General features: G+C 35.2%; 12 protein-coding genes and 1 riboswitch. Of the genes, 2 read left to right on the forward strand and 10 right to left on the reverse strand.

Annotated features, from left to right (window positions below):
* Window positions 1–28 precede the first annotated feature (28 nt).
* Both dtd and rsgA read right to left on the reverse strand, forming a co-directional pair.
* On the reverse strand, window positions 29–481 hold the full coding sequence (gene dtd / locus QWY91_RS09930; protein ID WP_290234401.1) for a D-aminoacyl-tRNA deacylase: 453 nt from the start codon (window positions 479–481) through the stop codon (window positions 29–31).
* On the reverse strand, window positions 478–1,425 hold the full coding sequence (gene rsgA, locus QWY91_RS09935; RefSeq protein ID WP_290234403.1) for a ribosome small subunit-dependent GTPase A: 948 nt from the start codon (window positions 1,423–1,425) through the stop codon (window positions 478–480). The genes dtd and rsgA overlap by 4 nt, the downstream gene beginning before the upstream one ends.
* A 61-nt stretch (window positions 1,426–1,486) precedes the next feature.
* On the opposite strand from rsgA, the gene QWY91_RS09940 reads away from it, so the two are divergent.
* On the forward strand, window positions 1,487–2,128 hold the full coding sequence (locus QWY91_RS09940; protein ID WP_290234405.1) for a hypothetical protein: 642 nt from the start codon (window positions 1,487–1,489) through the stop codon (window positions 2,126–2,128).
* Window positions 2,129–2,220: 92 nt separating this feature from the next.
* Here QWY91_RS09940 and QWY91_RS09945 read toward each other — a convergent pair whose 3' ends face one another.
* From QWY91_RS09945 to QWY91_RS09960, 4 genes are read right to left on the reverse strand one after another with little or no spacing between them, the layout of a single operon-like run.
* A complete protein-coding gene (locus QWY91_RS09945; RefSeq protein ID WP_290234407.1) occupies window positions 2,221–3,303 on the reverse strand; it encodes a bifunctional 3-deoxy-7-phosphoheptulonate synthase/chorismate mutase type II in 1,083 nt (360 codons plus the stop codon).
* A gap of 11 nt (window positions 3,304–3,314) precedes the next feature.
* Entirely contained in the window at window positions 3,315–4,163 is an 849-nt protein-coding gene (locus QWY91_RS09950; RefSeq protein WP_290234409.1) for a prephenate dehydrogenase, read from the reverse strand.
* Window positions 4,160–5,305 (reverse strand): pyridoxal phosphate-dependent aminotransferase, encoded by a 1,146-nt coding sequence (locus QWY91_RS09955; protein ID WP_290234412.1) that lies wholly within the window; start codon window positions 5,303–5,305, stop codon window positions 4,160–4,162. Before QWY91_RS09955 ends, QWY91_RS09950 begins: the two co-directional genes overlap by 4 nt.
* A complete protein-coding gene (locus QWY91_RS09960) occupies window positions 5,305–6,129 on the reverse strand; it encodes a prephenate dehydratase (protein WP_290234414.1) in 825 nt (274 codons plus the stop codon). The genes QWY91_RS09955 and QWY91_RS09960 overlap by 1 nt, the downstream gene beginning before the upstream one ends.
* Before the next feature lie 419 nt (window positions 6,130–6,548).
* On the opposite strand from QWY91_RS09960, the gene gldA reads away from it, so the two are divergent.
* A complete protein-coding gene (gldA, locus tag QWY91_RS09965; protein ID WP_290234417.1) occupies window positions 6,549–7,445 on the forward strand; it encodes a gliding motility-associated ABC transporter ATP-binding subunit GldA in 897 nt (298 codons plus the stop codon).
* Window positions 7,446–7,460: 15 nt separating this feature from the next.
* On the opposite strand, the gene QWY91_RS09970 is transcribed toward gldA, so the two are convergent.
* The 4 genes from QWY91_RS09970 to metF all read right to left on the reverse strand — a co-directional run bounded on the left by QWY91_RS09970 (window position 7,461) and on the right by metF (window position 13,568).
* On the reverse strand, window positions 7,461–7,904 hold the full coding sequence (locus QWY91_RS09970) for a hypothetical protein (protein WP_290234419.1): 444 nt from the start codon (window positions 7,902–7,904) through the stop codon (window positions 7,461–7,463).
* 68 nt (window positions 7,905–7,972) lie between these two features.
* Complete coding sequence (locus QWY91_RS09975; RefSeq protein WP_290234422.1) at window positions 7,973–8,221, reverse strand: retropepsin-like aspartic protease; 249 nt, start codon at window positions 8,219–8,221, stop codon at window positions 7,973–7,975.
* 281 nt (window positions 8,222–8,502) lie between these two features.
* A complete protein-coding gene (gene thrA / locus QWY91_RS09980) occupies window positions 8,503–11,889 on the reverse strand; it encodes a bifunctional aspartate kinase/homoserine dehydrogenase I (protein WP_386270375.1) in 3,387 nt (1,128 codons plus the stop codon).
* 123 nt (window positions 11,890–12,012) lie between these two features.
* A riboswitch (SAM riboswitch) is annotated at window positions 12,013–12,114 on the reverse strand.
* A 497-nt stretch (window positions 12,115–12,611) separates the two neighbouring features.
* The gene (metF, locus tag QWY91_RS09985; RefSeq protein WP_290234424.1) at window positions 12,612–13,568 is read right to left on the reverse strand and encodes a methylenetetrahydrofolate reductase [NAD(P)H]; all 957 of its coding nucleotides are present in this window, start codon (window positions 13,566–13,568) and stop codon (window positions 12,612–12,614) included.
* Window positions 13,569–13,578: the final 10 nt, after the last annotated feature.

The raw sequence follows: 13,578 nt of genomic DNA on the forward strand, positions 1-13,578 counted from the left end.
TTGCAATATATCAAAATTTTAAGATATTTTAACTTTTATTTTTAGAATCTATTAAGATAGTTACCGGACCATCGTTTAAAAGCTCTACCTGCATATCGGCACCAAATTTACCTGTACCAACCTTTTTCCCCAGATGCTTTTCGAAAGTTTGGATAAATTCTTCGTAAAGCGGAATCGCAATATCCGGCTTTGCTGCTTTAATATAACTGGGACGATTTCCTTTCTTGGTACTGGCATGAAGTGTAAACTGACTTACAATTATTGCATCCCCACCAGCATCCAATAGCGAATTATTCATAACGCATTCAGCATCATTAAAAATTCGCATATTTACAATTTTGCGACAAAGCCATTCGATATCTTCAGAAGCATCTTCTGGCTCTATCCCAACTAACAATAAGAGCCCTAAATCAATTTCAGCATTTAATTGATTTTCGATAGTTACCGAAGCTTTTGTTACTCGTTGTAAAACTACTCTCATTTTTTGTATTGATCTACGCGATAAGGATCGTCTTCCCCTTCTATAATTTGCAAATAACTTTTATATCTAGACCAGGATATTTCACCATCGTCCAGCGCATCTTTTACAGCACAATGCGGTTCGTTGAGATGCAGACAATTGTGAAATTTGCAATCTTGTTTCAGTTCAAAAAATTCAGGAAAATAATTACCAAGCTCTTCTTTTTCGATATCCACCACTCCAAATCCTTTAATTCCCGGGGTGTCTATAATTCGAGCGTCGAAACTTAAGTCGAACATTTCAGCAAAAGTCGTCGTATGCTGTCCCTGTTTATGTTGTCCAGAAATTTCTAGAGTTTTAAGGTTAAGTGAAGGTTCTAAAGCATTGATTAATGTAGATTTCCCGGTACCACTATGCCCCGAAAACATCGAAGTTTTCCCAAGCATCATTTCCTTTACTTTATCAACATTTTTACCGGTTTTTGCTGAAATACCAAGGCATTCATAACCAATATCGCGATAAAGTTTAGCCAAAAATTTAATTTCTAAAATTTCTTCTTCATCATAAGTATCTATTTTATTGAAAAGCAATACAGCTTGCACATGGTAAGCTTCCGCCGTAATTAGAAAGCGATCAATAAAAGTGGTGAAAGTTGGCGGGTTATTAAAAGTAACCATCAAAAAAACCTGATCGATATTAGCGGCAATAATATGTGTTTGCTTAGATAAATTTACCGACTTCCGAATAATATAATTATCCCGATCACTAATCTTTTTGATTACACCCTGAGTTTCCTCAGAGTCATCATCAAGATCGATCTCTACCTCGTCCCCTACCGCAACAGGATTAGTACTTTTGATTCCTTTAATACGGAACTTCCCTTTTATACGGCAATTATAAAAATCACCATTCTCAGCTTTTACCTGATACCAACTTCCCGTAGATTTATAAACCGTTCCTTTCATTAAATAAATTTGTTTATTAACAAATTTTTAAGATATATTAGCATTCTCAATTAAATTACAAATGAACAAAATTACATTTAAACTGCTTATTGTGCTTACTTTATTAGTAGGCTTAACCGTTGAAGCTCAAACACATCTTTTTGAGCATCCGGATTTTGAAACTATTGCTAAAGATCATCAATCTATAGCAATTATTCCATTTTCAGCAAAGGTAAGTCTTCGACCTAAACAAATGAAAGAAATTACCCCAGAACAATTAAAGGAAATGGAAATCAGTGAAGGACAATCGATCCAGACCGCTATGTACTCTTGGTTTCTGAAAAGAAAAAAACGAGGAAAACTTTTAATTGATGTCCAAGATCCTAACAAAACCAATGCTATTTTAAAGAAAAATGAAATAGACATGGAAATTACAACTCCAGAGGAACTTGCTCAGCTTTTAGAGGTAGATGCCGTAATTACAGGTAAATTCGAAACCGATAAACCTATGTCTGATGGTGCTTCTATTGCCTTAGGACTGCTTGTTGGTTTTTGGGGAACAACTAATTCGGCTACCGTGAACATGAGTATAAATAATGCTGAAGATGGAACTTTACTTTGGAATTATAACAAGCGTGTTGTTGGAAGCTTAGGAAGCTCTAACGACCAATTGATTAATAAACTAATGAGAAAAGCATCTAGAAGATTAGCTTATACAAAATAAGAATATTAAATTTCTTAGAAATAAAAATGGCTGCTCCGGTAAAACGTGAGCAGCCATTTTTATTTTGGGAAAATCAAGAATAAATTGAATTCCTAGCTATCCAATATAGACTGTTGGTGGTTAATTGATTCCTGGTGAACAGCTTTAAATAACTTTAATACAAACTCTTCACTAAGACCATGTTGGTTACCTTCTAATACCATTTTTCCTAAGATCTCATTCCAACGTTTTGTCTGAAGAATAGCTACGTTTTGTGATTTTTTCACATGTCCTATTTCTTCTGAAACTTTCATACGTTTCGCTAAAAGTTCGATTAGTTGATTATCTGCAATATCGATTTTAGCTCTTAGATTCTGTAATTTATTTTGATAGTCTTCGCTTTCTGAAACTTCTTTTCTAATTTTAAGATCTTTCATAATCTGAACTAATGTAGCTGGTGTAATTTGCTGCTTCGCATCACTCCAAGCATTATCTGGATCATAATGAGTTTCTACCATCAATCCATCGAAATTAAGATCTAAAGCAGTTTGACATAGATCAAAAATAATATCACGACGTCCTGCAATATGCGATGGATCTAAAATTAGTGGAAGATCCGGAAATTTATTTTGTAATTCGATCGCGATCTGCCATTCTGGATTGTTACGGTATTTTGTTTTCTCGTAGCTAGAAAATCCTCTATGGATTACACCAAGATTTTTAATATCGGCAGTATACATACGCTCTACAGCTCCCAACCATAAAGCTAAATCTGGATTTACAGGATTCTTTATTAAAACAGTTTTATCTGTTCCTTGTAATGCATCTGCAATTTCCTGAATCATAAATGGAGAAACCGTAGTTCTGGCTCCAATCCAAAGAATATCGATATCATGTTTTAACGCATGCTCTACATGGTGAGGGTTTGCAACTTCAGTAGTAGTTAACATCCCTGTTTCTTCTTTTGCTTTTTGCAACCATTTTAAACCTAGCGCACCAACACCTTCAAAATTTCCAGGTCTTGTTCTTGGTTTCCAGATTCCTGCTCGTAATACTGTAGCATCGGTATCTTTTAACTGGTGAGCTACTTTTAGTACTTGCGCTTCAGTCTCGGCACTACATGGTCCTGCGATTACCAAAGGATGATCTAATCCGAATGCGTCTAACCAATTTCTTAATTCTTTCTTGTTTTCCATGATAAATAATTTTAGCTAATTCCGTTTAAAATTGATTTTATATGATTTGTACGTTCCATTTCGTTGTACACTTCGCCAAATTCGTCATTGGCAATCAAATCTCTAAATGTGCTTAGATTCTGAATATACTCATTCAAAGTTTCCAGCACGTTCTCTTTGTTTTGTTCAAAAATAGGCGACCACATTGCCGGCGAACTTTTTGCCAGCCTTACTGTTGAAGCAAATCCACTACCCGCCAAATCGAAAATATCACGCTCGTTTTTCTCTTTTTCGAGTACTGTTTTACCCAGCATAAAAGAACTTATATGCGATAAATGCGACACATAAGCAATATGACGATCGTGAGAATCTGGATCCATATATCGAATACGCATTCCTATTTTTCTGAAAATTTCCATTCCTCGTTCCTGAAGTTTAAAAGCTGTCTTTTCTACTTCACAAACGATATTGGTCTTATCTTTATATAAATCTTTTATCGCTGCTGAAGGTCCAGAGAATTCGGTTCCTGCAATAGGATGAGCAGATAAATAATTTCTACGTTTTGGATGATCTTTTACCGCTTCACATAACTTGAATTTAGTAGATCCCGCATCGATCACCAAGGTATTATCACCGGCTTTATCTAAAGCTTCAATCAAAACCTTGATGCTAATATCTACGGGAACGGCAACAATCACAGCATCACTATCGGCCAGATCTTCCATTGTTCCGGCTTCATCAATAAAACCGATTTTTAAAGCTTCTTTTACATGAACTTCGCTTTTATCGATACCGATAATCGTACTTTCAGGAAAAGATTCTTTAATCGCCAAAGCAAATGAACCACCAATAAGGCCTACACCTATAATACTTACTTTCATGCCTTAATACGTTTAATGGCTTCGTCTATATTTTCTTCCGCAGTACAAAGCGAAAATCGAATATAACCTTCGCCCATATCTCCAAAAATGAATCCTGGAGCTGTAAAAATGCTGTGCTCATATAACAGATTGTCCACAAATTCTTCGGAAGTTTTTCCTTCTGGTACTTTACACCAGATAAACATTCCCGCCTGTTCTTTACCCGGTGTGCAATTTAAAGCTGAAGCTAATTCCAAAATCTTAGCTCTTCGGCTTTGATAAATTTTATTCTGAGAATCGAACCAGTTTTTATCTAATTTCAATGCTTCAGTTGCTCCTGCCTGTACTGGATAAAACATCCCACTATCCATATTGGTTTTCACCTTCAACACTGTATTGATATTTTCTTCGCTTCCGCATAACATTCCAACTCGCCATCCTGCCATATTGAAGCTTTTGCTCAAACTGTTTAATTCTAAAGCAACCTCTTTAGCTCCTTCAGCTTTTAAAATACTTTTAGGATGTTCATTCAGAATAAAGCTATATGGATTATCATTTACAATAAGAATTTGATGCTTTTTCCCGAAGGCTACCAGCTTTTCAAAAACCTCATCTGTTGCTGAAGCTCCTGTTGGCATATGTGGATAATTAACCCACATAATTTTTACCTTGCTTAGATCTTTTTGCTCTAATGCTGTAAAGTTTGGCAACCAGCTTCCTTCTTCATTCAGATCATAATAAATCGCATTGGCTCCGACTAGTTTAGAAACCGACGTATAAGTTGGATAGCCGGGATTAGGAATTAGAACCTCGTCACCTTCATTTAAAAATGCCATGGAAATATGTAGAATTCCTTCTTTACTTCCCATTAAAGGAACGGTTTCAGTCTCCGGGTTTAATGATACCTGATAATATTTTTGATAGAACCCGGTAATTGCATTTCTAAATTCAGCTGTCCCTTTGTACGGCTGATATTGATGTGCCCCGTTATGAGTTAAACCTTCATTTAAGGCTGCAGTTACCTGTGGCGGTGGCGGTAAATCTGGGCTACCAATTCCTAAATTGATAATCGGCTTACCGGCGGCCTGTAAGGTACGAACTTCTCTCAATTTCGATGAGAAATAGTATTCCTTTACGTGTTCTAACCTATTGGCTGGTATCATTACACTTTATTTTTATATGTTCCAAAAATTCTTAATTGCTCGGTCATTATTCCTAAAACTTCCATGGCTTTAGAAAATCGTTGAAAATCATCGAAAGTGATATCAATAAAAAAGCTGTATTTCCACGGAGTTTCGATAATCGGCATACTTTGGATTTTGGTCATATTCAGATCAAAATCTCTCATGATATTTAATACGGAAACCAAACTACCGGTGCGGCTTTCTAACTCAAACTTCAGTGAAGCTTTATCGATCTTTTCGCCGTTCGGTTCTTTTTCCTTTTTACTAATGATCAAAAATCGAGTAGAATTACTCTTTTTTGTATGAATATCTGAAGCTAAAATATCCAGTCCAAAAATTGAAGCTGCAGCAGTGCTGGCTACAGCGGCAACGTGTTTGGATTCTTTTGCTGCAATTCTTCTGGCGACCTCAGCAGTATCGGTATCTTCAATCAACTTAATGTGTGGATATTGCTTAAAGAATTCTTTACACTGCAATAAAGCCATTGGGTGAGAATATACTTTTTTAATATCCTCGATTTTTTGTCCTTTAAGCGCCATCATATTCATCGCAATCGGGATGTAATGCTCACCAACTACTTTTAGATTGTTTTCGTCTATAAGTGCGTAATTAGGAAGAATTGAACCGGCGATCGAGTTTTCTATCGCCATCACAGCTTCCTCAGTTTCATCATTTACCAGACTTTGCGCAAGCTCCTGAAAAGACATACATTCTTTTACCTGCACCTCTTTACCATAAAACTCTTGCGCCACCAGATGATGAAATGAGCCTTGGATTCCCTGTATCGCTACCACTTTATTCATTCAAAATTTGATATAAAAAAAAGTCCCGACGTTTAGATCGAGACTTTTATATAATATTGTTTATTTAATTACATACCATTCCCGATCTCTATTCTTTAAAATAGAAATAAAAATAAAAGAATGTGTTCCAAGTAATTAAATGATTCATTTGTCTGTTATTACATCGACTAAAGTATAATTATATTTTTATTTGAAAAATCATTTGCTGTCTTTTTTTAAATTTAATTGATTTTTTACGAATCTTAAGCTTATTCCGTTTCTTTTGAAGAAAATTTGCATTCAAATCTTAATAACAGCGCCCGATTTTAGATAAAAAATAGTGAAGCGCTATAAACCGCTTGAAGAGGTTGCGACCTAAAACTCCTAAATAAGCTTTCAAAGGTATATTTTATGCTTATTTTTGATCAAAATCTTCTAATATGTCTATTTCAGTAGAAAAAATTTCCAAATTTTACGGAGAACAAAAAGCGCTAAATCAGGTTTCATTTGATATTGAAAAAGGAGAGGTTGTTGGTTTTCTTGGACCTAATGGTGCCGGAAAATCTACATTAATGAAGATTTTAACCGGATATATTCAACCTTCAGAAGGCACTGCCAGTGTGAATAATTATGCAATCGACACCCAGTTGCATAATCTACAAAAAAGCATTGGTTACCTACCCGAACACAATCCTTTATATACTGAAATGTATGTTCGGGAATATTTAGGCTTCAATGCGAAAGTCTACGGAATTAAAAAAGACCGAATAGAAGAAGTTATCGAATTAACGAATCTTACTCCAGAAGCCAATAAAAAAATCGATCAGCTTTCTAAAGGATATCGTCAACGTGTAGGTTTGGCCGCGGCACTTTTGCACGATCCTGAAGTACTAATTTTAGATGAACCCACAACCGGTCTAGATCCTAATCAGCTAATCGAAATTCGAAGTTTAATTAAGAATATTGCCAAGAATAAAACCATCTTCCTCTCTACGCATATTATGCAAGAGGTGGAAGCACTCTGCGAACGCGTGATCATTATTAACCATGGGGAAATTGTAGCCAATCAAAAACTAACTGATCTTCGAAAAGGACAGGAACAAATTATCTTGGTAGAATTTGATTATCGAATTGAAATGATCGCCTTACAACGCTTGCCGCATCTAAAAGATGCTAAAAATATCGGTGGTTTTGAATATGAGCTAACTTTCGATACCTCTGAAGATATGCGATCTGCGGTTTTTGACTTTGCGCATGATAACGGTCTAAAAACGCTTCAGCTAAACCAAAAAACTAAAAATCTAGAAAGTTTATTTACGGAGCTGACTCAAAAATAGAAAAATCAACCTACATCATTTAGTTACAATTATTCGCTTGTCTGGCATATCAAAAGTAATTATTTCACCAATCCAGTTGATACTCATAATTCCTTCATGAATTAAACCATCAATAAATGTTGCTCGAAAATCGGTATTTTCAGCATTCTTTTTTAGATCGGTAAGACTAGTAACTTCAGTAAAATAGTACTGATTTCCTTCTTCGGGCTTAAAAGAACTTGGGATATATTTAGTTTCTATCTGTGTAGAATCAATCCCAAGCGCTTCCATATATCTAGAATTAAATCGGAAAACATCGAAACCGGCACCGCTATCCAGACCAACATGCAATTCTAAAGAATCCAGTTTCACCATTGTACCGATGCTTACTTTAACATTACGATCGTTGTTGATTTCTAACGGCATTTCAAATTTCATATTTGCTTTTCGCTGCTGAAGTGATTTTTTAGATTCTATCACCAATTTTTCTTCAGCAAAATCAATCGTAAAAGCTTTTTGCTGAAGCGGAGTTAAAGAAATTAATCCATCTAACGGAAAATCGATATCATAACTGCAAACTGTTCGTTATTTATACTAAAATCGCCTATTTCTAAAATATCAGACTGATATAAATCGGTAGTAATAGCTTCTCCAGTTGCACGATGGCCAGTATAAAAATGATGCGTTTTATCAAGATTATCGATTTTATCAGCAAAATCTTTAGTTAGCAAATTTAAACCTGCTCCGGTGTCGAACACAAAATTGCCGCTTACTCCGTTCACAGTCGCCTTAATCATGATATGACCATTCGGAGTCAATTTAAACGGAATTTCAATCTTTTCTTAGGAATAATTCTGTGCGTAAAAAATGCTAGAAATAAGTAAAAACGTAACTAATAAAAATCCTCTCTTCATAATATCCTCTTTCTTATAACACGATTCAGAAATAGATTTGTTACAAAAAAGCCTCATATTTTATCGAATATGAGGCTTAGGTATTTAAAATATGAGATGAGACCCTGAAACAAGTTCAGGGTGACGTAATCTTTTAATGATAAAATGAATATTCTATTTCCAATCTATTTCTTTTCTGAAAGTTTTAAAATATCACCAAAAACCCCACGAGCGGTAACTGCAGCTCCGGCTCCCGCGCCCTGAATAACTATTGGACGATCACCATAAGATTCCGTATAAATTTCAAAAATAGAATCGGCTCCTTTTACTTGTCCTAAACTACTATCATCTGGAACAGAAACCAATTTCACTTCCAATTCTCCTTTATCTTGTTGCAAATCTCCCGACAAATCTCCAATATATCGTAATACGTGATTTGGTTCTTGCTCCTCTTTTATTTTCTGATAAGTAGCATCTAATTCTTCCAATCTAGACACAAAAGTTGAAGCATCGTCACCCCGTAAATCTTCCGGTACAAGATTATTTATTTTCACATCGCCAAATTCATTCTGAAGATCCAGTTCTCTAGCCAAAATCAATAATTTTCGGCCAACATCATTTCCATTTAAATCTTCTCGAGGATCAGGTTCAGTAAAACCTTTATCGATAGCTTCTTTTAAAACACTACTAAATTTCCGATCTTCAGCAGAAAAAGAATTAAATAAATAACTCAATGTTCCTGAAAACACACCACGAATTCGGGTAATATTCTCTCCGGATAGATGTAAAATTCGAATAGTATCAATTAAAGGTAAGCCTGCACCAACATTGGTTTCATATAAATATTGCTTCTGATTTTTCTCCAGATTCTCTCGTAATTCCTTATAAAATTTGAAATCTAAGGTATTAGCGATTTTATTGGAAGAAACCAAATCGAACCCATGATTTACCAACATATTATAATGCTGAACAAATTGCTGACTCGCCGTATTATCTACTGCAATTAAATTTTCCAGATGAAATAATTCGGTATAATTAATTACATCTTCGATTGACGCTTCCTGGTTTGAATTTTCTAATTCCGTTTTCCAATCTGCATTAATTCCTCTAGCATTCAATACTAATTTTCTGGAATTCGAAACCGCAAAAATATTCAGTTTTACTTTTTTACGCTCTTCAATAGTAGCTGCTGAGTTTAAGATCTGATCGATCAAGGTTCCGCCAACCGTACCATGACCAAAAATCGCAATATTGATCTTTTTACAAATCTCAAAAATCTCCCCGTGAATTACATTCAAAGCTTTATTCAACTTTGCTTTCTTCACGACCAAACTCACGTTTTTTCCGGTTACAGTATTATTGAAAAGTAATGGAACAATCTGGTTTCTAATTAACGCATCGTAAGGTTTGTGGAAGGTACTTAAGTCCTGCCCCACAATAGAAATGACAGAAACATCATCGACCACCGAAATTTTATTGACATCTTTCGAGTAAAAATCACTTTCGAATTCTCGCTCTAAAGCTTTAACCGCTCGTCCTGCATTTTCGGCATCTACTACTAAACCTATTCCACGTTCCGAAGAACCCTGAGAAATAATACTTACACTAATTTCTGCATCTCCTAACGCTCGGAAAATTCGCGCATCTATTCCCGATTTACCTAACAAACCACGACCTTCTAAATTCAGCAACGCCATATGTTCTAAAACCGAAAGCGACTTCATGCCTTCTTTATTAGGTTTCGCGGTAATTAAAGTTCCCTGATTGTCGTTATTGAACGTATTTAAAATTCGAAGCGGAATATTCTTTTCGATTAACGGAATAATAGTTTTGGCGTGTAAAATTGTTGCTCCAAAATTAGCAAGCTCGTTTGCTTCGTTATACGAAAGCTGCTCAATTCGCTGCGCACTGGGCACCAAATCTGGATTTGCGGTGTAAATCCCGTCTACATGTGTATAATTCTGTAATTCTTCGGCATCTAAATAATTAGCTATTAAAGAGGCGGTATAATTGCTTCCGTTTCTACCTAAAGTTGTGGTTTCGTTTTTAACATTAGAGCCTATAAAACCAGTAACAATATTTACCGTTTTTCCTTTAAATTCTTCAAAATGCTTCACTACATTTTCTTTAGAAAGTGCTTCTAATGGCTGTGCATTTCCGAATTTTTCATCGGTTTTAATCAGCAGGCGAGTATCGGTAAAATTTGCTTTATACCCGCGTTGTTTTAAAATTTCAGTAATTAATTTAGCCGACATTAATTCGCCCTGAGAAAGTAACTGATCTTTAATTTTAGGACTGTAATCGCCAAGTAAACGAACACCTTCTAATAGCTTTTCTATACTTTTAAATTCTTCGGAAAAATCTACAAAACTATATTCTGAAATCTGATAGGCTTTAAACTTTTCGAATGCTGAAGAAACATCTTCGTTCTCTGAAGCTTTTTCTAATAAATTTTGAAGCTGATCGGTGGTTTTTCCTCGTGCTGAAACCACTACCGCAATACGTTCTTCGTTTTGTATCTTTTCTTCTATAATTTCTAAAACTCTAGATATACCTTCTCCGTTGGCTAGAGATTTTCCGCCAAACTTTACTACTTTCATCTTATTCGCTTTTTGAAAAATACCGGTAATTATATTTTCCAGTTGTTTAAATTCAATTAAAAATGCATCGTGACCGTGTAGCGAGTGGATTTCGCCATAAGTCACTTTGTTACTATTTTGTGCTAATTGTTTGTAGGTTTCTCTATTTTCTTCCGCAGTAAAAAACAAATCAGAATCTACCCCGATAATGCAAATATTCGCATTGATACTTTCTAATACTTTATCTAACTCTGCCCTACCGCGAGAAACATCGATAGTTTTTAGAAGCTGATTCATAAATTTATAAGCACCTACCTGAAATCTTTCCTGAAGTTTAGCGCCATGATGCAACAACCAGCTTTCTACATTAAAAACCTGAAGTTCTTCGTTTGTGGTACGTTTAAAACGTGATTTAAAAGATTCTGGCGTGCGATAGCACAACATCGCGTGCATACGAGCATCGTGCACAGGATTTTTAGAATTATTTAAAAATAACTCCTGAATTTGGCAATTTGCGATTAACCAATCGGTAGATTTCCAATCGGTTGCTACTGTGATTAGATTATCGGTAATCTTTGGATTTAGCGCAGCCATTTCCCAGGCGATTCCGCCGCCTAGCGAACCACCAACCAGTGCAAAAAGATGATCGATTTTTAACGAATCTAAACCCGAAAGAAAGATTCTTGCTATATCTCGAGCTACAAAATCTTTATAATTTTCGATTAGAATCCCGTCGTAACCATTCCCGGGAACATTAAATGCCAGAATAGTATAGCTATCTGTATCGATACATTTCTCTTTACCAACAATATCTTTCCACCAACCAGTTTCGCCTGCTACTTCAGAATTTCCTGTAAGTGCATGATTAATCATTACAATCGGCGCAGTATGTAAAGGCTGACCAAATACATGATACGATAATGTGATATCTTGAGTTACACCACTAATCGTAGTAAACTCTTTAAGTTGTAATTGTAATAAATCTTGTTTCAACTTTTCTAATTTTTAAACTTTAAAAATTTAAAACAGACTGAAATAAGCTGAACATCCATTTAATGGGTGCGTGCTTAGTTACTATCAAGAAAAGTTTTGAGAATAATTCGTTGAAGAATATTTCTGTTATCTATCCGATAATCGGTAGAACGTAGCACCTTCTTTGTTGGCAAAGGGTTGCTAAGGCTTCTGCGGGTCTATTCCCTCAGCCTTTCTTGATAACAATCAGTAAGTTTCTGAACTTCGTTTTAACAAATTACGGTAATAATTTGCGATCGACCAACATTTTTTTCAAATAGTATTTAGTAGTGAGAATTTTAGATTTCGGCTATCTGTCATCTTCTAATATTCAACCCACTACATTTTTTTCACTTCGAGTAGTAAATTTTAAAAGGAAATGTAAATTTGATGTATCGAGAAGTCCATATAATTTCTTTTTATCATTGCCATAAAAAGAAACAAAAAGGTCTAGTCTTATTTTTGATATCTTGAAAAACTGCTGAAAAATTACACATGCGTTCTGCAACCGCTTCGCTAGGCAGAACTCCACTGCCAGCCGCGCAATTCTTCATTGTTTTTACTACGATAACAAAAAGTAGGACGATATTAGATATAATTAAAAATTGTTGAAAAATCCCGACTCTTAATTTCTTTCTTTTTAATCCGCTTTAAAAAGGTCTATTTTCTAACATCTAAAATCTAACAGCAAAGCGATCTAAAGACTAAAAAACCGCTTCAGCAATCTTTTTAATATTCGAGCTTTTTCCCATGGAATAAAAATGTAATAATGGTACTCCAGCTTCTTTCAATTCTTTAGTTTGCTGAATAGCCCATTCGATACCAACCTGGCGGACTTCCTTATTACTTTTACAAGCCTCAACGCTATTTATTAAATCCTGCGGAAGATCTATACTAAAGACATGCGGTAATAATTGTAAATGTTTTTTTACTGCAATAGGTTTGATCCCCGGAATAATTGGTACGTTAATTCCCATTTCTCTAGCCTTATCTACGAATTCAAAAAACGCCTGATTATTAAAGAACATTTGGGTCACTACATAATCGGCACCGGCATCTACTTTAGCTTTCAACTTTTTAAGATCGGTTTCTAAAGAAGGAGATTCCAAATGCTTTTCAGGATATCCCGCTACACCAACACAGAAATCTGCATGATTTTCAGAATCTATCACTTCATTTAAATATTTTCCTCTAGAGAGGTTTTTTATCTGTCCTACAAGTTCATTTGCATAACAATGTCCTCCGCTAGTAGGTTCAAAATAACGCTGATGTTTCATCGCATCTCCGCGAAGCGCCATGATATTTTCGATTCCTAAATAATGACAATCGACTAATAAATATTCAGTTTCTTCTTTAGTGAAACCGCCACACAACACATGCGGAATCGTGTCTACATTATATTTATGTTTAATAGCTGCACAAATTCCTACCGTACCTGGGCGCATTCTGGTAATTTTACGCTCCAACAATCCATCTTCTCGTTTTATATAAATATGCTCTTCTCTAGAAGTTGTCACATCTATAAACGGAGGATTAAATTCCATCAGAGGATCTATATTATCATATAATTCCTGAATGTTTTTCCCCTTTTGCGGCGGTACAATTTCAAAAGAAAACAATGTCTTTCCTTTTGCGTTTTCTATATGTTCGGTTACTTTCATTTGTTTAAAG

It is taken from the genome of Zunongwangia endophytica (assembly GCF_030409505.1).
Classification (GTDB): Bacteria; Bacteroidota; Bacteroidia; order Flavobacteriales; family Flavobacteriaceae; genus Zunongwangia; species Zunongwangia endophytica.

Bases quoted from the DNA above. Each gene is read 5' to 3' on its own strand.
- QWY91_RS09950 (WP_290234409.1), bottom strand. From the start codon at position 4,163: ATGAAAGTAAGTATTATAGGTGTAGGCCTTATTGGTGGTTCATTTGCT.
- metF (WP_290234424.1), bottom strand. From the start codon at position 13,568: ATGAAAGTAACCGAACATATAGAAAACGCAAAAGGAAAGACATTGTTT.
- QWY91_RS09955 (WP_290234412.1), bottom strand. From the start codon at position 5,305: ATGATACCAGCCAATAGGTTAGAACACGTAAAGGAATACTATTTCTCA.
- gldA (WP_290234417.1), top strand. From the start codon at position 6,549: ATGTCTATTTCAGTAGAAAAAATTTCCAAATTTTACGGAGAACAAAAA.
- rsgA (WP_290234403.1), bottom strand. From the start codon at position 1,425: ATGAAAGGAACGGTTTATAAATCTACGGGAAGTTGGTATCAGGTAAAA.
- dtd (WP_290234401.1), bottom strand. From the start codon at position 481: ATGAGAGTAGTTTTACAACGAGTAACAAAAGCTTCGGTAACTATCGAA.
- QWY91_RS09960 (WP_290234414.1), bottom strand. From the start codon at position 6,129: ATGAATAAAGTGGTAGCGATACAGGGAATCCAAGGCTCATTTCATCAT.
- QWY91_RS09945 (WP_290234407.1), bottom strand. From the start codon at position 3,303: ATGGAAAACAAGAAAGAATTAAGAAATTGGTTAGACGCATTCGGATTA.
- QWY91_RS09975 (WP_290234422.1), bottom strand. From the start codon at position 8,221: ATGATTAAGGCGACTGTGAACGGAGTAAGCGGCAATTTTGTGTTCGAC.
- QWY91_RS09940 (WP_290234405.1), top strand. From the start codon at position 1,487: ATGAACAAAATTACATTTAAACTGCTTATTGTGCTTACTTTATTAGTA.